General features: G+C 51.0%; 19 protein-coding genes. 8 read left to right on the top strand and 11 right to left on the bottom strand.

Going from position 1 to position 22,258, the window contains the following annotated elements; genetic code table 11:
• Window positions 1–7: 7 nt before the first annotated feature.
• Window positions 8–2,350 carry a bifunctional diguanylate cyclase/phosphodiesterase gene (locus L1X57_RS13715; protein ID WP_009724619.1) on the bottom strand — a complete coding sequence of 781 codons (2,343 nt, stop codon included), beginning with the start codon at window positions 2,348–2,350 and terminating at the stop codon, window positions 8–10.
• A 42-nt stretch (window positions 2,351–2,392) separates the two neighbouring features.
• On the bottom strand, window positions 2,393–3,070 hold the full coding sequence (locus tag L1X57_RS13720) for a hypothetical protein (protein WP_009724620.1): 678 nt from the start codon (window positions 3,068–3,070) through the stop codon (window positions 2,393–2,395).
• A 214-nt stretch (window positions 3,071–3,284) separates the two neighbouring features.
• Here L1X57_RS13720 and L1X57_RS13725 point away from each other — a divergent pair, with 214 nt between their 5' ends.
• On the top strand, window positions 3,285–3,611 hold the full coding sequence (locus L1X57_RS13725) for a hypothetical protein (protein ID WP_009724621.1): 327 nt from the start codon (window positions 3,285–3,287) through the stop codon (window positions 3,609–3,611).
• Window positions 3,612–3,619: 8 nt separating this feature from the next.
• Window positions 3,620–4,843 (top strand): PqqD family protein, encoded by a 1,224-nt coding sequence (locus L1X57_RS13730; RefSeq protein ID WP_009724622.1) that lies wholly within the window; start codon window positions 3,620–3,622, stop codon window positions 4,841–4,843.
• On the opposite strand, the gene L1X57_RS13735 is transcribed toward L1X57_RS13730, so the two are convergent.
• Both L1X57_RS13735 and L1X57_RS13740 read right to left on the bottom strand, forming a co-directional pair.
• A complete protein-coding gene (locus tag L1X57_RS13735; protein ID WP_234667762.1) occupies window positions 4,840–5,418 on the bottom strand; it encodes a transglycosylase SLT domain-containing protein in 579 nt (192 codons plus the stop codon). The two genes, L1X57_RS13730 and L1X57_RS13735, sit on opposite strands and share 4 nt — an antisense overlap.
• 11 nt (window positions 5,419–5,429) lie before the next feature.
• On the bottom strand, window positions 5,430–7,163 hold the full coding sequence (locus tag L1X57_RS13740) for a proline--tRNA ligase (RefSeq protein ID WP_009724624.1): 1,734 nt from the start codon (window positions 7,161–7,163) through the stop codon (window positions 5,430–5,432).
• 243 nt (window positions 7,164–7,406) lie between these two features.
• Between L1X57_RS13740 and L1X57_RS13745 the strand changes: the two genes are divergently transcribed.
• Window positions 7,407–7,841 (top strand): hypothetical protein, encoded by a 435-nt coding sequence (locus tag L1X57_RS13745; protein ID WP_009724625.1) that lies wholly within the window; start codon window positions 7,407–7,409, stop codon window positions 7,839–7,841.
• Between the two features lie 133 nt (window positions 7,842–7,974).
• Here the strand turns inward: L1X57_RS13745 and L1X57_RS13750 are convergent, their stop codons facing one another.
• The gene (locus tag L1X57_RS13750; RefSeq protein WP_009724626.1) at window positions 7,975–9,183 is read right to left on the bottom strand and encodes a benzoate/H(+) symporter BenE family transporter; all 1,209 of its coding nucleotides are present in this window, start codon (window positions 9,181–9,183) and stop codon (window positions 7,975–7,977) included.
• Between the two features lie 151 nt (window positions 9,184–9,334).
• Here L1X57_RS13750 and L1X57_RS13755 point away from each other — a divergent pair, with 151 nt between their 5' ends.
• Entirely contained in the window at window positions 9,335–9,922 is a 588-nt protein-coding gene (locus L1X57_RS13755) for a helix-turn-helix domain-containing protein (RefSeq protein WP_009724627.1), read from the top strand.
• On the opposite strand, the gene nfo is transcribed toward L1X57_RS13755, so the two are convergent.
• Window positions 9,892–10,782 carry a deoxyribonuclease IV gene (nfo, locus tag L1X57_RS13760; RefSeq protein ID WP_009724628.1) on the bottom strand — a complete coding sequence of 297 codons (891 nt, stop codon included), beginning with the start codon at window positions 10,780–10,782 and terminating at the stop codon, window positions 9,892–9,894. The two genes, L1X57_RS13755 and nfo, sit on opposite strands and share 31 nt — an antisense overlap.
• 36 nt (window positions 10,783–10,818) lie before the next feature.
• Entirely contained in the window at window positions 10,819–11,586 is a 768-nt protein-coding gene (locus L1X57_RS13765; protein WP_009724629.1) for a glycerophosphodiester phosphodiesterase family protein, read from the bottom strand.
• A gap of 180 nt (window positions 11,587–11,766) precedes the next feature.
• On the opposite strand from L1X57_RS13765, the gene L1X57_RS13770 reads away from it, so the two are divergent.
• The 4 genes from L1X57_RS13770 (at window position 11,767) to glpK (ending at window position 17,369) form a co-directional block, all read left to right on the top strand.
• Window positions 11,767–12,750, top strand: coding sequence for an NADPH:quinone reductase (locus L1X57_RS13770; RefSeq protein ID WP_009724630.1), 984 nt, complete (start codon window positions 11,767–11,769; stop codon window positions 12,748–12,750).
• Between the two features lie 232 nt (window positions 12,751–12,982).
• Window positions 12,983–14,833 carry an SLC13 family permease gene (locus L1X57_RS13775; RefSeq protein WP_009724631.1) on the top strand — a complete coding sequence of 617 codons (1,851 nt, stop codon included), beginning with the start codon at window positions 12,983–12,985 and terminating at the stop codon, window positions 14,831–14,833.
• Between the two features lie 129 nt (window positions 14,834–14,962).
• Window positions 14,963–15,721, top strand: a complete 759-nt coding sequence (locus tag L1X57_RS13780) for a DeoR/GlpR family transcriptional regulator (protein WP_009724632.1) — start codon at window positions 14,963–14,965, stop codon at window positions 15,719–15,721.
• 163 nt (window positions 15,722–15,884) lie between these two features.
• Window positions 15,885–17,369 (top strand): glycerol kinase GlpK, encoded by a 1,485-nt coding sequence (gene glpK / locus L1X57_RS13785; RefSeq protein ID WP_009724633.1) that lies wholly within the window; start codon window positions 15,885–15,887, stop codon window positions 17,367–17,369.
• A gap of 79 nt (window positions 17,370–17,448) precedes the next feature.
• Here glpK and L1X57_RS13790 read toward each other — a convergent pair whose 3' ends face one another.
• The 4 genes from L1X57_RS13790 to L1X57_RS13805 form a co-directional block, all read right to left on the bottom strand.
• Window positions 17,449–19,104, bottom strand: a complete 1,656-nt coding sequence (locus tag L1X57_RS13790; protein WP_009724634.1) for a glycerol-3-phosphate dehydrogenase/oxidase — start codon at window positions 19,102–19,104, stop codon at window positions 17,449–17,451.
• Window positions 19,105–19,261: 157 nt separating this feature from the next.
• Window positions 19,262–21,001, bottom strand: a complete 1,740-nt coding sequence (locus L1X57_RS13795; protein ID WP_009724635.1) for an ABC transporter substrate-binding protein — start codon at window positions 20,999–21,001, stop codon at window positions 19,262–19,264.
• 72 nt (window positions 21,002–21,073) lie between these two features.
• Window positions 21,074–21,346 (bottom strand): DUF2160 domain-containing protein, encoded by a 273-nt coding sequence (locus tag L1X57_RS13800; protein ID WP_009724636.1) that lies wholly within the window; start codon window positions 21,344–21,346, stop codon window positions 21,074–21,076.
• A 15-nt stretch (window positions 21,347–21,361) separates the two neighbouring features.
• On the bottom strand, window positions 21,362–22,258 hold the full coding sequence (locus L1X57_RS13805; protein ID WP_009724637.1) for a carbohydrate ABC transporter permease: 897 nt from the start codon (window positions 22,256–22,258) through the stop codon (window positions 21,362–21,364).

Raw genomic sequence — 22,258 nt, forward strand, 5'->3', positions numbered from 1 at the left:
GCGTAGATTAGCGTGTTGCCAGGGATGGCAGCACTAAGGAAGGAGTGTCCGCTAGCCAATTAAGGACGTCATCGGCCGGCATTGGTTTGGCTATCCAGTAGCCTTGTAGATAGTCACACTGAAGTTTGCACAGTAATTCTGCGGTGGCGCTGTTTTCGACGCCTTCGGCAACAGTTTTTAGGCCTAGGTTATGCGCCATCTCGATAGTAGAGCGCACAATTGTGAGGTCTTCTTCTTGGGTATCGAGTTTAAGAACAAAGGATTTGTCGATCTTTAATTCATCAACGGGGAGTCGTTTAATCTGTGCCAGGGATGAGTAGCCAGTGCCGTAATCGTCAATAGCGATCTTCAAGCCCTGCTGGCTAAGCGCTAGTAGGGTTTCAGTGGCGGCATCTACGTCTTGCATAACGGCACTTTCGGTGACTTCTAAGGCAAGCTGGTCTGGGGTTAAATTGAAGCGGTGTAACAATCCGCTGATGCGCTTAGGCAGCGTTGAGTCGATTAAGTCACTCGCTGACAGATTAACCGCTACCGATAGGTGGTTGTCAGCGCACTTCCAGCGGTGAAGCTGTTCACATACATGTGCCAGCATCCAGTTCGATAGTAAGCCTATGTTGCCTGAGCGCTCAGCGAGGCCGATAAATTCGTCAGGGGGGACAAATCCTAGCGTAGGGTGTCGCCAGCGCATCAGTGCTTCGAATTGACATACCTGCCCACTGTGGGTGTCCACTTTAGGCTGGTAAGCCATCCATAGCTCACTGTTTTTCACTGCTTCTTGAAGGTCGCGAATCAGCATTAATTGGCGTAGGTGCTGCTCTTCTTGACCTTCGACGTAGCTTTCATGGCTGTGGCGATGTCGGCGGGCTTTGTCGAGTGCGATATCCGAGCGCCGAAGCAGCAGTTGCGGGGTGATGCCATGGGCGGGATAGTTAACTTCACCAGCGGAAATCGACGGCACAATAGGTGATTTATCGAGATTGATAGGTTGGTTGAGTCTGCTCATCAGTTCAGTGCGGGTAGAGGTATCGCAGTAGGGTCTTTCAATAAGCAGCATGAGTTCATCGCCATCTAAGCGATAGGCTTTACTTACTGGGGCGGGCAGCTGTTGCATCCGCTGAGCTAACGTGACAAGCAGATGGTCGCCAAGGGCATAGCCGAAGGTGTCGTTAATGTCTCGAAAATCATTGATAGCGAAACGTAGCAACGAAAATGGTTGGCCTTTTTGAATTCGCTTAAATATGTCTTCTAATGCGCTAACACGATTGGGTAAATCGGTAAGCATGTCATGCCGCGATTGGTGATGAAGCGTGGCTTCACGCTTAGCAATATCTTCCTGCATGGAAAGCAATGTCGTTGCGAGCAGATCCGTTTCGGCGACTGCCGCCGCCCCAGGGATACGGCCAACATGCTCTCCTTGACCGATACGTTTGGCTGCCAACGCCAGAGCGATTAGCGGTTTGCTGATACTTCGGGCGCTCCACATGGCCACTGCCAACGTGAGTAGCAGCATTAGTGTGACAATTCCAATCAGCTGCCACTTAAGGTGTTGATAAGCCCCCAGTAGCTCGTTCCGAGACAGCTGAAGCAAGGCATATGATTGATACTCCGGGCTTTCTAATAGCTCAGACGCGTAGGACAGGTAGTTATTATTGTCAGACATTTGACTATGGGTGGTATAAGCCCCGCCCATTAGCTTATCGCCATGGCCGCTCATGAGGCGCTTAGCCAACTGTTCCTGGTGGGAACTTGCCAGATAACCGACATCGCCGCTGGCATCGTAGGTGACGATACTGATATCCAGGCCGGTAAGCGCATTAATTTCCTGGACGACTTCCTCATCAATTAAAAAGCCCATACCGACCCAGCCAATTAAGTTGGGGGCACGAACGGGCATCAGTACGAATTCGTAGGGTTCACCATTGCCGATGACTACACCGACACCATGACCATTTTGCTGGGCGCGCCCAAATAGTTCTGGAAAAGGCATTGTGCTGCCTTGTTCATGGTGGCTGCTGGCAAGTACATTGCCTGCTAAATCACTGAGCATCACCATATCTGCCTGGGCGCGGTCACCATGATTAGCGAGCACCGAGTAAAGGGTGGCGGTATCTTTCGTTGCTACGGCACTTTTGAAACCAAAGTCGTCCGCCAAAATTGCTACATTACTGCGCAGTTGTTCACCGCGAATATCTAGCAATTGATGTAACACGCGAGCACCGACCTCTAAGCGTTGGTTGCCTTTCATCAGCGCATCATTTTGTGTCGCGTGTAGGAACGCTGCACCTGTCGCAATCTGTGAAATGATGACGACCGCCAGTAGCACTAGCATTAAGCGCGTGCGAAAGCGCATAGTGACCTCTGAGTGTGAAGGCGCTTACCATCGCGCCAGACATCAATCCTTGTGCGTGGCATCACGGAAACGCTGTTGCAGCGGTGAGATTGTGCTCGGCTGTGGTGGAATTGCATTCAGTTCTAAGCTAACGGTTAGGTTATCCGCATCGCTGATATCACCTTCCCACCATACCTCTTGGCTATCGTCCATGCGGCTATGCCACACTCGCATTCTATGGACACCTTCAGGCAGCTCTGGCAGCGTTAATGTACCGTTGCTGTCGGTAAGTGCAGCGTAGGGCGCATCGCTAACCACGATAAATGCTTGCATGCTGTCATGAATATTGCAGCCCAGTACCACTACGCCAGCCTGATCAAAATGAATAGGCGGTGGTGTTTCGCTTAAATACAGCTCCAAGTTAAAGATCTTCGCCGGTGAAAAAGAGAAGACGTGGTGGCGCGTGGTGTCTTCATTGGGAAACGCTACATAACTATCGGTAGGAATAGTAAGAACTTGAGGGTGAAAGGCAGCATTGCGCTGAACAATGTGTTTTGTTTGTGCTGTCGGTGCTGTGGACGACTCAAAATAAACCTCAACGACTGCGTTTTCTAACGGATTGGCCGCTGCATCGGTCACACGGATATCTGCAGCCTCAGCGTACAGGCTGAGTAGCATTATCAGGCTGCCCAGTGCCCAAGTGGTAGGGATTCTTTGGCAGCCATTAATTGTTGTGAGCATGAGGCGGTACCTAGGTAAGAGAAAAGTATGAAAATAATGATTCTTTTATACCGAAAAATCATATCAACATACCAACGATAAACTCACATTGGTTAAAAAAAGTAAACAATGGGAAAGTGACGCTTAGTCGGTGGTTTCACGTGTGCTTCGGGGCTAGGATTGTTTTTGAAACAGCGTTTGATAACCTTCCTAGAGATTAATCAGGAGTCCTGTGATGAACAATGAAGCCGATTCCCTGCTGAATAAACGGCGTTCACGCCGCCAAGTGCTAGCAAGCTTAGGGCTTGGTGCCGCCGCGTTATATGTTGCTCCTACGCTGATATCCATGGGGCAAGCTGAAGCGCGTGAACATCACCATTCTCGCTCTAGTTACTCGCGACCCAGCTACTCACGGCCGAGCTATTCAAGACCGAGCTATTCAAAATCTAGGCATTCACGCCCACGCTATTCGCGCCCTTACTACTCTCGCCCACAGCGCTCTCGTTGGGAGCGAGATGGTGTAATTGAGATTCGCATAAGTCGTTTATTACCTCGCTGGTAGGGGGTGCCGTGGCTACGCCATCGATTACTGTCGATTATGCGCTGGAAAATCTTGGCCCTTGCGTGCGCTTAATTGATGCAGAGCATCTGCTGCCAGTGATTCATCAGGCAATGCCTGGCTGGCGGCTAACCCCCTGTGAGCCTCAGCAGTATGCACCTGCTATTTGTGTTCGGCAGCACCCTGATGATTATTGGCAGGAAGCGCCTGCACTACCGGGTGGTATGTTATTAGATACACCCGCAGGAACCGCTTGCAGTGTGATCGCTGATCTAGCAGGTGCCTATCTGCGTCACCACCCTGAGCATATCGGGCTTCACTGTGGGGCAGTAGAGGTTAATCAACAGTTAGTGATATTTCCGGATAGTCACCGGGCGGGTAAAAGCACCCTCACCGCGGCGTTTGCCGCAGCTGGTTATCGTGTGTTTGGCGATGATGTGCTGGCACTCAATAGCTGTGGTGAAGGTATTGCGTTGGGCATTGCACCTAGGTTGCGTTTGCCGTTGCCGCAGAATCTAGCGTCTGAGTTTCATCAGTTTGTTGCTAACCATCTAGGGCCTCATGATGATCGCTATGGCTACTTAGCGCTAAACGAGCAGCAGCTGGCATCTCATGGGGTGCGTTGTCCGCTAGGTGCCATACTCCTTATTGAACGCGATGAAACGATTAGTGAGCCGCAGCTTGTTCGTCTGCAGCCGGGAGATGGGCTCTGGCAGTTGCTGCAGCAAAACTTCGCGGAGCATGAGTCAGATCAGACGTTGATTGAGCGCTTTTTGCCAATCTTAAAAGGTCTGCCGTGTTTTTTAATGCGTTACCGAGATGCTTACGCAGCGACAACGTGGCTGACAACCCAGATAAATAGCGATGGGTTTCTTAATAGCGCCATGGCGACAGAGCCGTGTTGTCGTCAAACCAAGCCGCAGGCGTTCAAACAGAGCCATGTGCTGGCACCAAACGACACGCGCAGGTGGCAAATCAGCCAGGTGGCTCATGAGTTTCCATTGGGTGAAGAGCTGTTCGTCATTGCTAAAGAGGGCGGTGAAATTCATCGTTTGAATGTGACGAGTAGAGCAGTGTGGGCGCTGCTGCAGCATGAGCCATTAAGTAAAGATGAGATTATTGATACCTTAGTGACATTTTTTATTGGTGCTAGCAGGAAAAGTGTAGAGCGGGATATCTCCCATTTATTGGGTCAATTAGTCAGCTTGGGGTTAGTTCAGCCTGTCACCGATTAGCGCCAATCATCTCGCCATGCTTTTAGCACCCGTTCTGGATACCACGTTTGCCCTAGGCTTCCATTATAACGAGCCAATGCGCGAGTGAAATCACCGCGCTCGACGGCAAGGTAGTGAGCTAAAATTGTGCAGCCGTAACGCAAATTACGATTTGGATCGCTAAGGTTGTCCATTGGCAGGCCAAGCTCTTCGATCCAAAAAGGCATAATTTGCATGAGTCCTACGGCGCCAGCTGACGAGACCGCATCAGATTTAAACGCGCTCTCTACTTGGATCAGTGATAGCACAAGTTCAGGGGGTAAACCGGCTAAGCGGGCTTCCTGATACAGCCGCGTCAATAACTCATAGCGCTCAGTGGGCTCGCGGATAAACCGTGAAAGAGGTGCATCCATACGGCTACGCCACTGTTGCAATTGCCGCTGAGAATAGGACGTTTGTTGATGAGCAGCGTCAAAAGTTAGGCGCAGTGGTGAAGCCACTGCGCTGGCTACAGGCAAGGCAGCGATCACAATGCTGCCTGCCAAAACCCACTTGTTAACCCAACGCAAATGCCACGCTATTGCGCCCAGCAACATGAGAGCTTGCCTTACTTGTTGTTATTCAGACCCGCTTGATCGCAAAGGAAATCGACAATTTGATCGGCAGCAATCATGGTCGCTTCGCTATCTCGGCGGCCTTTGTATTCCAGTTCGCCGTTATCCAAACCGCGATCACCAATCACTAAGCGGTGGGGCACACCCATGAGTTCCAGATCAGCAAACTTGACGCCGGGGCGAGTGTCGCGATCGTCAAGCAGTACATCTAATCCCGCTGCTGTTAGCGATTGATAGAGACGTTCGGACTCTTCGCGCACACGTTGGGATTTGTGGGCATTCATGGGCACCAGCGCCACTTGGAAGGGGGCGATAGCGTTTGGCCAGATAATGCCTGAGTCATCGTGGTTTTGCTCAATAGCGGCAGCCACTACGCGGGTAACGCCGATACCATAGCAGCCCATCCATGGATGGCTGGTTTTGCCGTTGTCACCCAATACTGTCGCGTTCATTGCTTCGGAGTACTTTTGTCCAAGCTGGAAGACGTGGCCCACTTCAATGCCGCGCTTGATAGAAAGCGTGCCTTTACCGTCCGGCGAAGGGTCACCTTCTACAACGTTACGTAGATCGGCAACTTGGGGCAAAGCCACGTCACGCTCCCAGTTGATGCCGAAATAGTGCTTGCCATCGACGTTTGCGCCAGCACCAAAGTCACTCATTAGCGCCACACTGCGATCAATAATGATCGGCATTTTTAGCCCAACCGGTCCAAGTGAGCCAGGGCCAGCGCCAACCACCGCACGGATTTCTTCTTCGTTTGCCATGGTTAGTGGGGCGGCTACCTGGGGCAGGTTTTCAGCTTTGACTTCATTAAGCTCATGGTCACCACGGATTAGCAGAGCAATCAAGCCACCTTCAGCGGCATGCACCATCAGCGTCTTGATGGTTTTCTCAATGGGCAGGCCATGCTGCTCTACCAGGGCGGCAATTGTCTTAGCGTTCGGCGTATCAACCAAATTCATCTCTTCGCTGGGAGCTGCGCGTTCGGCGTTACTGTCTAGTGGCGCGGGAAGGGCCTCGGCTTTTTCCATATTAGCGGCGTAATCAGAGGCGTTGGAGAACACGATGTCGTCTTCACCTGAGTCGGCTAACACGTGGAATTCATGGGAGCCAGTGCCGCCAATTGAGCCGTTATCAGCAATTACAGGGCGGAAGTCGAGACCTAGGCGGGTGAAGATGCGTGAGTATGCATCGTACATCGTCTGGTAGGTCTCTTTGAGAGAGGCTTCATCCAGGTGGAAGGAGTAAGCATCTTTCATAATGAATTCGCGAGAACGCATCACCCCAAAGCGAGGGCGAATCTCGTCACGAAACTTAGTTTGAATTTGGTAGAAATTAATCGGCAGCTGCTTGTAGCTGGCAATCTCTTTTCGCACCAAATCGGTAATGACTTCTTCATGGGTCGGGCCTACGCAGTAGTCACGTTCGTGGCGATCTTTCAGGCGCAGTAGTTCCGGACCGTACTGCTCCCAGCGGCCAGACTCTTGCCACAGGTCAGCAGGCTGCACGGCGGGCATTAATACTTCCTGAGCGCCGGCACGGTTCATCTCTTCGCGGACAATGGCTTCAACCTTACGCAGCGTGCGTAGGCCAAGAGGCAGCCACGTATAGAGGCCAGAGGTAAGACGACGGATCATACCGGCGCGCAGCATTAACTGGTGGCTGATGACTTCAGCGTCGGCCGGAGTTTCTTTTAATGTCGCAATCAATAATTGGCTGGCGCGCATGGGCGTGAGCATTCCTTGTTGGTAGGGGTGATGCTTAATCGTTTAGTAACGTAGCGCTTAAACTAGCGTTGAATGCGGCATTGTACGGCTAAGCGAGTTAGGCGGCAAAATCCTACGTTAACAGCTTGGCGTGTGTTGGTAAGCAAATGTGTTAAACTCGCCAAGTTTTGTGGCTCGATAGCAACGGTCAAACAACAGAATCATCTCCGGCTATCGGTACGTTAGGACTTTGAGGGAACCTTCATGCAGCAAGCAGTACGCCGTTGGTTAACGGGGGCCATTGTTGGTGTCTCCATTGTAACGTTAAGTGGTTGTGGAACGCTTTTTCATCCTGAGCGTAAAGGACAATTAAGCGGTAATGTTGACCCAGTAGTGGCTATCGCCAACGGTGTAGGGCTACTGTTTTTTATTGTGCCAGGCGTTATTGCTTATGCCGTGGATTTCTCTAATGGCACTATCTACTTACCAAGTGCGAGCAGTGCATCGGTAGATATTCACCACTTAGACGACGCTATGGACGTAGCTTCGCTAGAGAAGCTACTGTCAGATAAAGCGGGAAAGCCGGTTAGTTTGGAAAACGAGTTACTGATGATGGAAGAAGTGGCCAGCCTAGACGAGGCGTTGGCCATGGTTCGTATGTCAGGTGTACTGGATGAAGAACGCCTCGCCACGATGTAGCGTGCAATGATAAAATTAGCACAAGTTTATATAGCCAAGCAGATACGCCTGTGCTGATAAAACGCCCCCAGTAGACAAACTCTCTTGGGGCGTTTTTTTATCGTATCGCTTTTATCACATTGATAACATGCCTCTAACGATGTGGAGCCTTTGTCAGCTTTAGAACCACCAAGCCCGCCACAAGCCCCCAGAACGCGCCACCAATTCCCAGTAAAGTAATGCCAGAGCCGGTGAGTAAAAAGGTGATAATGGCGGCGTCTCGTTGCCCACTGTTTTCAAATGCATTAGCTAACCCACCACTTAATGTGCCAAGTAACGCTATACCTGCCAGCGACATGACCAGGACGCTGGGAAGCGCATTGAAAACACCGGTAACCGTGCCCCCAAAAATACCCATCGCGATATAGAACACTCCCGCCGCAACGCCTGCTGTATAGCGCTTGAGGGGATTCGCATGGGCATCAGGACCTATGCATACCGCTGCGCTAATGGCCGCCATATTGAATGCATAACCACCAAACGGGGCGAGCAAAAGCGTTGCACCCCCTGTCCAACTGATGAGCGGCGAACTGTTTGGCTGGTAACCTGCTGCCCGAAGCACTGCCACGCCAGGTAAATTTTGAGTGGCCATGGTAATGACAAACAGAGGGATGCCAATGCTGATCAGCGTTGTCATCGAAAAGGCGGGTGTAGTAAAAACGGGGACGGTAGGTGCTAGCGGAATACTTTGTACGTTAAGTTGACCCTGCCAAAGGGCAATAGCAATGCCGGCTAGTAGTACACCAGGTACCGCGAGCGTTGGCCATAGGCGTCGGCCTGCTACCCAGGCGGCTAACATGGCCAGTGGTAGTAGCCATTGGCTTTCCATGACGTTAAACAGCGCTAGGCCAAAGCGCAACAGAATACCCGCCAGCAGTGCAGACGCAATTGCACTGGGGATGTGGCGCATCAGGCGTTCGAACAGTCCTGTTACACCGCATAGCGTAATGAGCAGCGCGGAGAACAGGAAAGCGCCAATGGCTTCTTCAATTGGAATACCGGGAAGGTTAGTCGCCAAAAACGCTGCGCCTGGTGTTGACCACGCTGTCAATAGGGGCATGCGATAGCGCAGCGATAGCCCTATCGAGGTAATGCCCATGCCAATGCCTAGCGCCCACAGCCAAGAACTGATTTGTGCAGTACTGGCGCCCGCAGCGGCTGCTGCTTGGAAAATAATCGCCGCTGAACTCGTGTAGCCGATGGTGACCGCGACGAAGCCTGCTGTTACGGTCGAGAGGCTAATATCTCGCCAGAAAGGGGTTTTATGTTTTTCTGTCGGCTGCAGAGTAGGCGGCGCCTCCATGGGGTTACCTCGTTTACGCTAGGTGGTGTGCGCTATAGCGCACAATGCTGTAAGGCTATCATTGTGCGCTATAACGCACAAGATTGACGTCATCGGTGTTCATCGCTGACCGGATAGGTAAACTACATCACTAAATTTTATGGAGAGCCGCATGGTGAGTGACCCTCATACCATTGCCGAACACATTGCGGAAACCGTCAAAAAGCTGCGTAAAGACCGCGGTTGGAGCCTAGACCGAGCTGCGGCTGAAACAGGTGTGAGTAAAGCCATGCTGGGACAAATAGAGCGTGGTGAGTCTAGTCCTACCATCTCAACGCTTTGGAAGATCGCGAGTGGTTTTCGGGTGTCGTTTTCAACCCTGTTTGATGGTGATAAACCTGCGTTAGGCGAACTTCACCGAGATGGCTGGGAGTCTGTTTGGGGCGATGATAGCGCTGGGATGCAAGCACGCCTGCTCTTCCCTTATGACCCGCTGCTAGGCTTTGAAATGTTTATGATTGAGCTCGCGCCAGGGGCGATCAGCGAGTCGTCTCCCCACGCCAGCGGTGTGGTAGAACACATCGTTGTTGTCGAGGGCGAAATGGAGCTGCGCATAGACGAGCGCTGGCAAACGCTGCGGGTAGGCGAGGGACTGCGCTTTTTTGCCGATCGCCCACACGCCATGCGAAACAGCGCTACGACGCGGCTACGCTTTCATGATGTGATTCACTATTTGCCTGGCGCTGCTTCAGGCGCTTGAGCACCGGGCACTTGAGTACCAGGTACTTGAGCACGTAGCCAGTTGAGTTCGTCAGCCCAAATGCTGGGTTCGACGGTTTCCAAAATCATCGGTATGTCATGAATGCGTTCGTCTTGCATGATCGTTGTGAATGCATCCAATCCGATATTGCCTTTACCTAAGCTGTGGTGGCGGTCTACACGGCTTGCGAAGGTGCTCTTGGCATCGTTTAAATGCATACCGCGCAAGTATTTAAAGCCAACCACCTTGCCTAGCTCATCCAATGTTGCCTTGGTGGCCTCGGCGGTACGTAAGTCATACCCAGCGGCAAAGGCGTGGCAGGTGTCAATACAAACACCGACACGGGTTTTATCATCAACGTGGGAAATAATTTCCGCTAAATGCTCGAAGCGCCAGCCAAGGTTGGTCCCTTGTCCTGCGGTGTTTTCAATCACTGCCGTGACGTCCTGTGACTGTAACAATGCTTCGTTGATGGAATCTGCGATGCGTTTCAGGCAGTCGGCTTCGCTGATTTTGTTCAGATGGCTGCCTGGGTGGAAGTTCAATAGCGTTAGGCCGAGCTGTTCACAGCGCTGAATTTCATCTACAAACGCAGCACGGGACTTTTCAAGCCCAGCGGCCTCTGGGTGGCCTAAATTAATCAGGTAGCTGTCGTGGGGTAAAATTTGTTCAGGGCCAAACCCATGGGTTTGGCAGGCCTGTTTAAACGCTGCAATAGCCTCGTCGGTCAGTGGTTTGCCTTTCCACTGCCGCTGGTTTTTGGTGAACAGAGCAAAGCCGTTTGCGCCGATTTCTACCGCACGGAACACTGCTTGATCTGCGCCACCCGCTGCGCTTACATGGGCACCAAGATAGTGCATAGTTTTCCTTAGGTAGAGTATTGGATATTGGCGAATTTAACCGTGTCGACGTCGATTATTCAAATAGCGTTGAAATGCTTCGGGCTCATCAGTAATCGCGCTGGCTATCCCCCATCCCCAGCGGCTTTCAAAAGCACTGGGGTCGTTGGCGGTATAGCATAAAATTTCATAGCCATCTCTGCGCATGGCAGCGGCCTGTGTGTGTTTTAAGCGCGGCCAATGAGGGTGAATACTAAATGCGTCGATGGCTTCACATTGGTCACGCCAGGTAGGCGGTGTACTGCCAAACAGTACGCCCAGTGCGAGCGTTTCTTTTGGTGCGATGCGGCGGCATCTAGCTAATGCCCGGGCATCAAACGAGGACACAATCACCCGTTCGGCGGGCAGTGTAGTTAATACGATGGGTAATACGGTATCAACTAAGGCAATGGGGTCACGGCCTTTGTTTACCTTGATCTCTAAATTTACCCCCATGTTGAGTTCGTTCAACAGCGTCAGCATGGCCTCTAGACTGGCCATCTTTTCACCTGCAAACGTATCGCCAAACCAGCTACCGACGTCAAGCTGTTGCGCATGCTGCCACGTCAGGTTAGCAAGCTCGCCACGGCGATCGGAGCAGCGGCTGATATCGCTATCGTGCCAAATAACAGGCGTGCCATCGCCCAGTAGCTGAACGTCCAACTCCACCCAGGTTGTCCCTGCTTGATGAGCAGCACGCACTGCCGTTAAGGTGTTTTCAGGTGCGGCGGCCGAGTATCCGCGATGGGCTATAAGTGTAGGCAAACAGATTGCTGGGTGCGTCATAGTCTGTCCGTTTGAGAGTAACCGATAAACATTGTTATCAACATTTTTAAGATAGTCTAGCATGGGCGCATGACAGCAATATGTCCTGCATGACTGGCTAATCGCTTGATTTAAGACGCACAACGCGGTTGGATAGCCAGTTAATATGTGTCCAATAATTAACAATGGGAGTTTACCCAGATGTCTAAACGCATTCAGTTTTCGAAGACGGGTGATTCAGATGTATTGGAGTGGGTCGATACCGAACCTAAAGCTCCCGGCGCAGGTGAAGTGCGAATTGCTAATAAAGCAGTAGGCCTGAATTTTATTGATATCTATTTTCGGACGGGGCTTTATCCTGCGCCGTCCATGCCTTCTGGCTTAGGCACTGAAGGTGCCGGGGTTGTCGATGCCGTGGGTGAAGGTGTTAGCCATCTAAAAGAGGGTGACCGGGTAGCGTATGCACAAGGGCCATTGGGTGCCTATGCAGAGCTACATACATTGCCTGCGGCCAAGGTTATTAAGCTGCAGGACTTCATTGATTTTGAAACCGCTGCGGCCAGTATGCTGAAAGGCTTAACCGTGCAATATTTGCTGCGTCAAACTTATGAGTTAAAGGGCGGTGAGACCATTCTTTTTCATGCCGCTGCTGGAGGCGTTGGCTCGATTGCGTGCCAGTGGGCCAAAGCGCTAGGCGTTAAGCTTATTGGTACGGTTAGCTCAAAAGAGAAAGCAGACTTGGCGATGGCCAATGGCGCATGGGCAACAATCAACTACAGCGAAGAGAATGTGGTAGAGCGGGTGCGCGAACTAACCAACGGCGAAATGTGCGACGTGGTTTACGACTCAGTAGGAAAAGATACCTGGGAAATGTCGCTAGATTGCTTGAAGCCTCGTTCGCTGATGGTCAGCTTTGGTAATGCGTCTGGCCCAGTAGACGGGGTGAATATCGGTATTCTGAATCAAAAAGGCGCGCTTTTTGTAACCCGCCCAAGTTTGAACGGCTATGCTGACACCCGTGAACGTTTTGAAATGATGTGCGACGACTTTTTTGGCATGATCGAAAGTGGCAAACTTCGTATCGACGTAGCAAATCGCTACCCGCTCCAGGACGCAGGAAAGGCCCAAGACGCCCTGCAAAGCCGCAAAACAACAGGCTCGACCATTCTTCTGCCTAACTGCTGAAAGCAACCCGCTTAACGTAGTGGCTGAGCGATTGCTGGCACGAATATAAAGTAGGTCTTTAATCAACTGTTTCTGTATGAATGCCTGGCCTCGCCAGGCTTTTTTATTGTCCTTCAGTTGTTTTGTTGTTCTGCTCTCCAAGGACTATACGGCCGTATAGTCATCATCTAATGTGTTGCTAGTTATTTGGCGCATCAGCCGAGCGTACCCAACACAAGGAGATGGACATCGCATGACAATGGATAGCATCGGGCTTGCGCCCAGCACGCTGGTTTTTATCGTTTTGGGGTTAACGCTTGCCGCTTTTATGTGGGGTCGATTTCGCTATGACTTAGTCGCGCTTGCGGCGTTGCTTGGCTCGGTAATGCTTGGGCTTGTGCCCACAGATGACGCTTTTAAAGGCTTCGGGCATCCTGCGGTGATTACGGTGGCCGCTGTATTGGTCATTAGCCGAGGGTTTGAGCGCTCTGGTGTTGTCGATATCATCGCTAATCAAGTACTGAAAGTGGGCGAACGGTTGCTACTACAGTTACTCGTGTTGGTCGGCACGGTCGTGGTGCTTTCCGGGGTGATGAATAATGTTGGTGCGCTTGCACTGCTGTTGCCAGTGGCAATGCGCCTTGCCCGTGAACATAATACGTCGCCATCGCTTCTGTTAATGCCACTTGCTTTCGGTTCATTGTTGGGCGGCTTAACCACGCTGATTGGCACACCGCCCAACATTATTATTTCCACCTATCGAGGCAATATCACCGGTGAAAACTTCGGCATGTTCAGCTTTACCCCGGTGGGGGTTGCTGTTGCGCTAGTTGGTTTGGTGTTTATTGTACTAGTGGGCTGGCGTTTAACGCCTAAGCGCAGTGGACAGGCATCGACCGATGAAATGTTTGATACCGCTAATTACTTGGTTGAGCTGAAGGTGTCAGAAGAGTCTAAGGCGAATGGTCTGACGCTCCAGCAGCTTCATGATGAGCTAGAAGAGACCATCCCAGTACTTGCCGTGGTACGGGAAGATAATCGCCGAGCAGGGTACTCATTTCATGGGGTGCTGCAGGAAGGAGATATTTTGCTGCTGGAAGCAGGGCCTGATGAGCTCAAACTGCTGGAAGATAAAGTAGGGCTGAGCGCCATTGCGGAACCAGAAGAAGATGATAAACACAATGACGAAGCCGGTAGTGAAAATAAGCCCTCAGAAAAGACGGATGAGCGCCAGCCGGTCGATACCGAGGGTTTGCAGTTGATAGAAGCGGTAGTGCGTAACGATTCGATGATGATTAATCGAAGCGTTCGCCAACTGCGGTTAAACCAGCAGTTCGGGCTGCATTTAGTTGCGGTAGCTCGGGATGGAGGACGTTTAAAGCAGCGTCTTCGGGACATTCGTTTTCAAACCGGTGATGTGCTTCTGTTGCAAGGCAGTGAAAACGAAATCGCTGATAGCTTAGCTACCCTTGGGTGCTTGCCGTTGGCCAACCGTGAGCTTCACTTAGGGCAACCGCGAAAATTGGCGCTGTCGATTGGTATTTTTGCCCTCGCCATTCTAGCGATGCTGTTTGATCTGCTTCCTGCGGCTGTCGCCATGAGCACCGCGGCGTTGATATCACTGCTGATTGGTGTGCTTCCGCTGAGAGAAGGTTACCAAGCCATTGATGGTCCCGTTATTGTTCTCTTGGCGGCCATGCTGCCGGTGGGAGAAGCGCTTGAAACGAGCGGTGGCGCTGAAATTATTGCTGATGCATTACTACGATTCGGCGTTGAGTGGCCCATTATTGTTTCATTGGCAGGGCTATTTATTCTCTCGATGTTGCTTTCTAATGTGGTCAATAATGCTGCTGCCGCATTGTTGATGGCGCCCATTGCCGCCAGTCTTGCTAGTGGTTTTGATGTATCACTTGATCCCTTTTTAATGATAGTGGCTGTCAGTGCCTCATGTGCCTTTCTAACGCCGATAGGCCACCAGTCCAACACGCTAGTGCTGGGTCCGGGCGGCTATCAGTTTGGTGATTATTGGAAGCTCGGTCTTCCACTTTCGTTAGTAGTGATGGTGGTCGCTATTCCTGCCATTTTATGGGCCTGGCCGCTCTAATGGAGTAGATACTTAGCGAGAAAATGGGGAGGGCTCAATGTTCGTATTATTGAATTTCGAAAATTTGCTACTCTATAGCCCATAGAGAACAGCACTTATACACCAATAAATAACGAACAGGCCGGGCTTATGAACCAACAGTTTCGCCAAGATGCCATCGTCGACCTGGTACGCCAGCATGGCTACATGAGCATCGAGCAGCTGACCGATCACTTTGCAGTGACGCCACAAACCATTCGTCGTGATTTAAATACGCTAGCAAACGAAGGGCGGGTTCGTCGTGTCCATGGCGGTGTAGGCGTAGAATCAAGCACTGTTAACACCGCTTACAGCACGCGTAAGACGCTGCATTTAGAGGAGAAAGAGCGGATTGCTCACTGCTTGGCGCAGCAAATTCCTCATCACTCCTCACTATTTATTAATATCGGTACCAGTAACGAGATGATTGCTCAGGCGTTGCTTGAACATCAGGGCTTAGAAATTATCACCAATAATCTGAACGTGGCAGCCATTCTTCAGCACAAAGAAGATTTCACAGTGATTATTGCCGGTGGGCAAGTTCGCTCCCGCGACGGCGGTATTATCGGTGAAGCCACCATCGATTTTATCAATCAATTTAAAGTGGATTACGGGATTATCGGCATCAGCGGTATTGATGAGGATGGCTCGTTACTTGAATTTGATTACCAAGAAGTTCGCGTTGCCCAAGCGATTATTGCCAATTCGCGGCGAATTTATCTGGCCGCGGATTACTCTAAATTTCATCGCAATCCGGTGGTGCGCCAAGGCAATATTTCCCAGCTCGATGCACTATTCACCGATCGAAAGCCTCCTGAAACGATTCAGCAGCTATTATTGCAGCACGGAGTAGCGCTACATATCGCTTAAGCATGATGTCTAATCTAAGGCACAGCATGGTCGTCGCTGAGCTAACGGTAAAGGAGAGCAGTTTCATACTTGAGCATTTGGGGCGGCTGGAGTAGCCTTGGATGATAATAAAGCGAAACAAAACATACAAAATCGAAAGAACCTACAACAAAGTGAACGTGATATGTCCTCCTTTATTCTCGCCATCGATCAAGGTACGACCAGCTCGCGCGCCATTTTATTTGACCGTCAGGGCCAAATAGAGGCGGTTGCCCAACAGGAATTCCCTCAGCACTTCCCCCAAGACGGGTGGATAGAGCATGATCCCGAAAATATTTGGGAGACTGTCATCGCCACTTGTCGCGAGGTGCTCGAAAAGGCGAGTATTTCGCCAGAGCAGATTGATGGAATTGGCATTACTAACCAGCGTGAAACCACAGTGGTGTGGGATAGAGAGACGGGTAAGCCTCTCTACAATGCGATTGTTTGGCAAGACCGGCGCACCTCTGAACTTTGTCAAACACTCCGCGACCAAGGGCATACAGAGGCAGTACAAGCTAAGACAGGCCTCTTAATAGACCCCTATTTTTCAGCCACCAAACTAGCGTGGATACTCGATAACGTAGAAGGAGCCCGCGAACGAGCCCAACGCGGTGAGCTACTCTTTGGCACTATCGATACCTTCTTGATTTGGCGATTAACCAATGGCACGCAACATGTTACTGATGCCACCAACGCATCACGAACAGCCATTTTTAATATCCATAATCAAACATGGGACGATGAGCTGTTAGCTTTGTTTAACGTTCCTGCCAACATGCTGCCCGAGGTAAAAGATTCCAGCGATGATTTTGGCACCACTGACGCGCATTGGTTAGGGGCGCCCATACCTATTGCCGGTGTGGCAGGGGATCAGCAGGCCGCGCTAGTGGGTCAAGCGTGTTTTCAACCCGGAATGGGCAAAAGCACCTATGGCACCGGGTGTTTTATGATCGTTAACACTGGGGATACACCGTCGGTATCACGAAATCGCCTATTAACGACCATTGGATACCGAATTAATGGAAAACCGACCTATGCAATGGAAGGCAGTATCTTCGTTGCTGGGGCGACTGTGCAGTGGCTACGCGATGGGTTGAACCTGTTTGCAGATGCGTCAGAAACAGAGGCGCTTGCTAAAGAAACCCGCAGCGGACATAGCGTTTACTTGGTACCTGCTTTTACTGGCTTGGGTGCACCTCATTGGGATCCTAAAGCGCGCGGGGCAATTTTTGGCCTTACTCGGGATACCGGCATTGCCGAAATTGTTGCGGCGGGCCTCCAGGCGGTGTGTTACCAAACCCGCGACCTGCAGCACTGCATGAACGACGATATGGAAGCCACGCCAGGTAACCTACGTGTCGATGGTGGCATGGTGAAGAACAGCTGGGTGATGCAGTTTTTGGCTGATATGCTCGACGTCCAGGTAGATAGACCCACAATTCTTGAGACGACGGCGCTCGGAGCCGCTTACTTGGCAGGCTTGCGTTTGGGTTGGTATGACACGCTTGAAGAAATTGAGCAACTCTGGCGCTGCGAGAAGAGCTTTACACCTAAAATGGAAGAATCTACTCGGGAGGCGTTATACCAGGGTTGGTTAGACGCCGTGAATCGCGTGCGTTCCAATTAACCACAAGGGTGTTATTAGATATTTCAACACGCAAAAGCCGCTATCGATGATAGCGGCTTTTTATGTTGTAGATGGTTGATCAGTGAGTGTGCTGTGGTTCTGCCGGTGCAGTATAAGGCTGTGAAGTATCACGATTTTCAGCAAAGTAGGTGGCAAAACGCTCTTCCGCTTGGTCTCCGAACAGAACGCGACACGCTTCTTTCAGCCCCTTAGAGTGGCGCAGCTGTTCATGGTGAACAACCAGCGAGACTTTGGCTCTTCGGCGCAGGAAGTCCTCCAACTGCGTAATCATTTCGTGATCTCGGGCATGCTCAAGTTCACAGCGAATATACTCGGTACCTTCAATGAGAATATCGGCTTCTGCAGGATCCTGGCGGATTTTTTCTAGCATTTGCATGGCCTGTTCTGCATAGCGACGCCATAGTCGCGAGGAGAGCGGCTCGGTGGATGTTGGCGCGGTCATCGCATCTAGGTTCATCCGTTTAGCCTGGTCCATGAACTGCTGTTTAACGGGTTCTGGCGGCTCACCATACCAGCGATAGTTAATATCGCTGAGATTAACGCCTAGTCGAACCACTTCCTCTGCAATTTCATCACCTACGTTCAAGCAGTCGGTTAATTTACCGCCAAAAATACTAATGTGGGCGCTATCTTCATTGGTATCGATCACATGCTTACGCGATAGTTGGAGAAAATCGCGATCGCTACCTTGATCCGCTTTGATAGCTAGCGGCCGAACACCGCAGCGTGTTGAAATAATATCGTCTTGGGTAAGCGGCTTTTCTAACGTTAGGCGCTTATTGATATTTTCCAATACAAACTCGATGTCTTCAGCTGTGACATCTACCTCTGGGTGCTCCATATGCGTATCAGTGGTGCCGATGCAAGTGCGATTACCCATGGGAATGACAAAGAACAGTCGCCCATCGTCGGCAAAAAACGCAAGTACCCGCTTAGTTTCCGTCAGTTGCGGAACTATCAGGTGAATGCCCTTTGAATAAAGATGCTGATGGGTGGTTTTTTCGCCGGTGAGAGCGTTGTGCTGATCCACCCAGGGGCCAGCAGCATTAATTAATACTTTGGAACGGATATTAAACGTGCTGCCATCCATTACATTGCGCGCTTTCGTTACCCAGTGCTGTCCTTCACGTTCAGCACCAAGAGACTCAACATAATTGGCTGCAATCGCCCCGTAATTAAGCGAATGACGAACAAAATTAAATACAAATCTGGCATCGTTATCGTGTAAGTAGGCATCTGAGTATTCAAACCCACCTACTGAGCCTTCGATATCAATAATCGGCTCTTCTTGCTTAATATTCTTTGGAGATAGTAAGCGGGGCAGCTTGGTAAAACCGTTCCCCATGAGCCAGTAAAGCCAGGTACCCGCCCATAAATATTTCGGTGAATGGCGGAAGCCTTTACTGATAGTGGTAAGAAAGCGAATTTCCTGAACCGTAGAAGGGTAACTTTTAATCAGATGATTACGACTTTTACACAGTTTGCGTACTAATGCGAAATCCTTACTTTCCATATATTTAATGCCTCCCCAAACTAAGTTGGAGGAGTGCATACTGGTGCTTCCCGCAAAATCACCGCGGTCTATTAAGGCGACTTTAGCACCCTTGCCTGCAAGCGCGGCTGCGGTTGCTGCACCGTTAATGCCGCCACCGATGATTAGTGCATCAAAGTCGTCAGTGTGCAATTTCTCGATATTCCGGTTACGCAGTTTCATAGCGGTTCCAATTAACAAAGAAAAAGCCCCGTGTTTAGGTAGCGGTCTCAACATGACAACAAAGCAATAAGCCTATGTAGATCGGCAAGCTTTGCTGTTGTCAGCAAACCTAGTTTCTGAGCATTAATAGAGCGGGCCGAAGCCCGCCCTAAAAGGATTAGCGGGTACCCGCTTCCATCCAGGCTTTCATCATTTCATCGTAAGGAACGGTGGTTCCTTGTGGCATTTCATCATCAAGCTTCTGTTTAGGAGAGCCTTCTTGATCCAGCCAATATTGCGCGTCGCGCTCTTCGTTTAGCACCGGGGCGTAGCTGTCGAAGACGTTTGCGCGAGCTAAGCGATGCATGGTGTTATCCATATCTGCCGCTAGCTTATCCAAGCCCTCTTGAGGGGTAACTTCACCACTCATTACCGGCGCTAGGTTTTGCCACCACAACGGTGCCATGCGCGGATAATCGGGTACGTTAGTGCCTGTAGGCGTCCAGTTGGATTCGTTGGGGCTGCGGTAGAACTCAACCAAGCCACCAAGCTTGGGTGCCATTTCGGTCATCTGCTCAGAGAAAATGTCAGATTCACGAATTGGCGTTAGGCCAGCCATTAGCTTTTCAAGAGAGGTCGTTTTGGACACTGTGAACTGTGCAAATAGCCAAGCAGCGGTACGACGATCCTCAGGTGTAGAGTCAAAGAACGTCCATGCGCCCACATCTTGATAGCCTACTTTCATGCCTTCTTCCCAGTACGGGCCGGTGGGGGAAGGAGCCATACGCCACAACGGATTGCCTTCATCGTCGGTCACTGCCACGGCAGGATCGGTCATGTCTGCTGTGAAAGCGGTGTACCAGAAAATTTGCTGAGCAATGTGGCCTTGAGCAGGGACTGGGCCTGCTTCACCAAAGGTCATGCCCTGTGCTTCAGCCGGTGCAAAGTCACGTAGCCAATCAACGGCTTTTTGCATGGCAAAGACGGACGCTGGCGAGTTGGTTGCACCGCCACGGCTGACGCTGGCGCCTACTGGCTGGCTATCTTCGTTAACGCGAATACCCCAGTCATCCACGGGATTACCTGATGGCACGCCTGGGCTACCCATACCTGCCATTGAGAGCCAGGAGTCATGGAAGCGCCAGCCTAGCGACGGATCACGACGGCCGTAATCCATGTGGCCATACACGGTAGTGCCGTCGATTTCACCGACATGCTCGGTAAAGAACTCGGCAATATCTTCGTACGCCGTCCAGTTTGTGGGAACCCCAAGGTCATAGCCGTAAATTTCCCGGAACTGGTCTTGCAGGTCTTCGCGCTGGAACCAGTCATAACGGAACCAGTAAAGGTTCGCGAATTGCTGAGTAGGTAGCTGGAATAAGCTGCCATCTGGACCGGTGCCATATTGCAAGCCAATGAAGTCGTCCAGGTCTAGCGTTGGTAGTGTGTAGTCAGCCCACTCGTTTTCCATCGCCTCGGTGAGGTTGATGGTGGTGCCGTAACGAATGTGCGTGCCGATAGAGTCAGTGTCATTCACAAAACCGTCGTAAATGCTGTTACCTGACTGCATCTGGTTTTGCATCGTATCAACGACGTCGCCTTCGCCGATAATATTGTGAGTAATATTGATACCGGTTAGCTCACTGAATGCTTCTGCCAGCACTTCGCTTTCATAGACGTGGGTGGTCAAACCTTCTGCGACAGTTTGAATGTCCATGCCGCGGAAAGGCTCAGCTGCTTTTGCAAACCAAAGAAGTTCTTCAATTTGCTCTTCACGACTCAAGGTCGAGTTTTGGAAGTGTTCGTCGACCAAGCGCTCCGCGATTGCCCGCGCATCGTGATCGTCGGCCATCAGTGTCCCCGATGCGAGCATGAGACTGGCGGCGAGGGTAGTAAGTTTGAACTTGTTATTACGCATGTTGACCTCGTTTTGTTGTGCTCTTCCTTGATAGCGTGAGCGTCCTTGATACTGCCGTACTTAACGCCAGGGTTAACCCCAGCGCATTAACACCAGCAGCCATACTGCTGATAGTGCTAGTGCAATCCAAATTGAAAGTGACGTGAAGCCAATGACACCCAGGTGAATAAAGGCGGCTGACAGTAAGCTGATAAACAGCCGGTCACCTCGGGTTGTCGAAATGGGTAAAAAGCCCTTTCTTTCAATGCTTGGCGAGCGCAGTTCCCAGATCGTCATGCCCGCCAGCATGGCCGCAATGGAAGAAAAGAAAATAGCCGTCGGTAAAGTCCATACCATCCAGGACATGAGGTTTCCTCCTACTCAGGTGCGGCCCAGGGCAAAGCCCTTGGCGATATGGTTGCGTACGAAGTAAACCACCAGAATGCCGGGAACAATGGTCAACATACCGGCGGCGGCTAGTGTGCCCCAGTCGATACCTGATGCTGTCGAGGTTCTAGTCATGATCATGCCGATCGGCTGAGCGTCTGTAGACGTCAGCGTGCGTGCCAGCAGCAGTTCAACCCAGGAGAACATGAACAGGAAGAAAAGCACCACGCCAATGCCAGAACTGATCATGGGAATGAAGATTTTGACGAAGAACTTGGGAAAGCTGTAACCGTCGATATAGGCGGTTTCGTCGATTTCCTTAGGCACGCTGCTCATGAAGCCTTCCAGAATCCAAATGGCCAGCGGAATATTGAACAGGCAGTGCGCTAGGGCCACCGCGATGTGAGTGTCAAATAGCCCGACAGAGTAATACAGCTGAAAGTAGGGCAGCAGAAAAACCGCTGGCGGTGCCATCAGGTTAGTTAGCAGCCAGAAGAACAGATGCTTATCACCGATGAACTTGTAACGGCTGAAGGCATAGGCGGCAGGAAGTGCCACTAACATGGTGATGATCATATTCATCACCACATACATGATGGAGTTGACGTACCCCATGTACCAGCTTGGGTTAGTGAAGATACCGATGTAATTATCAAAGGTCAGGTTTTGCGGCCACAGCGTCATCGACCCGAGGATCTCGCTGTTAGTCTGCAGCGACATATTGAGCAGCCAATAAAGGGGAAGCATTAGCAGCACGATATAAGTGCCGAGCAGCAGTCGCTTTCTCAGCCGAGAGCGTGAGTTACGCTTGCGCCGCTCAGCGGCTGGCACCTTACTGAAAATAGTGTTGTATTTTTCACCCTGCTGGGTGTTTTCAAGTTGGTAAGACAT

The sequence above is a fragment of the Halomonas sp. TD01 genome, assembly GCF_923868895.1.
In the GTDB taxonomy this organism is placed as follows: domain Bacteria; phylum Pseudomonadota; class Gammaproteobacteria; order Pseudomonadales; family Halomonadaceae; genus Vreelandella.

What these genes read in the sequence shown, in the direction of transcription:
- L1X57_RS13780 (WP_009724632.1), top strand. Translation starts at nt 14,963, where the DNA reads ATGAACCAACAGTTTCGCCAAGATGCCATCGTCGACCTGGTACGCCAG.
- L1X57_RS13750 (WP_009724626.1), bottom strand. Translation starts at nt 9,183, where the DNA reads ATGGAGGCGCCGCCTACTCTGCAGCCGACAGAAAAACATAAAACCCCT.
- L1X57_RS13720 (WP_009724620.1), bottom strand. Translation starts at nt 3,070, where the DNA reads ATGCTCACAACAATTAATGGCTGCCAAAGAATCCCTACCACTTGGGCA.
- L1X57_RS13775 (WP_009724631.1), top strand. Translation starts at nt 12,983, where the DNA reads ATGACAATGGATAGCATCGGGCTTGCGCCCAGCACGCTGGTTTTTATC.
- glpK (WP_009724633.1), top strand. Translation starts at nt 15,885, where the DNA reads ATGTCCTCCTTTATTCTCGCCATCGATCAAGGTACGACCAGCTCGCGC.
- L1X57_RS13735 (WP_234667762.1), bottom strand. Translation starts at nt 5,418, where the DNA reads ATGTTGCTGGGCGCAATAGCGTGGCATTTGCGTTGGGTTAACAAGTGG.
- L1X57_RS13740 (WP_009724624.1), bottom strand. Translation starts at nt 7,163, where the DNA reads ATGCGCGCCAGCCAATTATTGATTGCGACATTAAAAGAAACTCCGGCC.
- L1X57_RS13795 (WP_009724635.1), bottom strand. Translation starts at nt 21,001, where the DNA reads ATGCGTAATAACAAGTTCAAACTTACTACCCTCGCCGCCAGTCTCATG.
- L1X57_RS13725 (WP_009724621.1), top strand. Translation starts at nt 3,285, where the DNA reads ATGAACAATGAAGCCGATTCCCTGCTGAATAAACGGCGTTCACGCCGC.
- L1X57_RS13755 (WP_009724627.1), top strand. Translation starts at nt 9,335, where the DNA reads ATGGTGAGTGACCCTCATACCATTGCCGAACACATTGCGGAAACCGTC.
- L1X57_RS13715 (WP_009724619.1), bottom strand. Translation starts at nt 2,350, where the DNA reads ATGCGCTTTCGCACGCGCTTAATGCTAGTGCTACTGGCGGTCGTCATC.
- L1X57_RS13745 (WP_009724625.1), top strand. Translation starts at nt 7,407, where the DNA reads ATGCAGCAAGCAGTACGCCGTTGGTTAACGGGGGCCATTGTTGGTGTC.
- L1X57_RS13770 (WP_009724630.1), top strand. Translation starts at nt 11,767, where the DNA reads ATGTCTAAACGCATTCAGTTTTCGAAGACGGGTGATTCAGATGTATTG.
- L1X57_RS13765 (WP_009724629.1), bottom strand. Translation starts at nt 11,586, where the DNA reads ATGACGCACCCAGCAATCTGTTTGCCTACACTTATAGCCCATCGCGGA.
- nfo (WP_009724628.1), bottom strand. Translation starts at nt 10,782, where the DNA reads ATGCACTATCTTGGTGCCCATGTAAGCGCAGCGGGTGGCGCAGATCAA.
- L1X57_RS13800 (WP_009724636.1), bottom strand. Translation starts at nt 21,346, where the DNA reads ATGTCCTGGATGGTATGGACTTTACCGACGGCTATTTTCTTTTCTTCC.
- L1X57_RS13805 (WP_009724637.1), bottom strand. Translation starts at nt 22,258, where the DNA reads ATGTCTTACCAACTTGAAAACACCCAGCAGGGTGAAAAATACAACACT.
- L1X57_RS13790 (WP_009724634.1), bottom strand. Translation starts at nt 19,104, where the DNA reads ATGAAACTGCGTAACCGGAATATCGAGAAATTGCACACTGACGACTTT.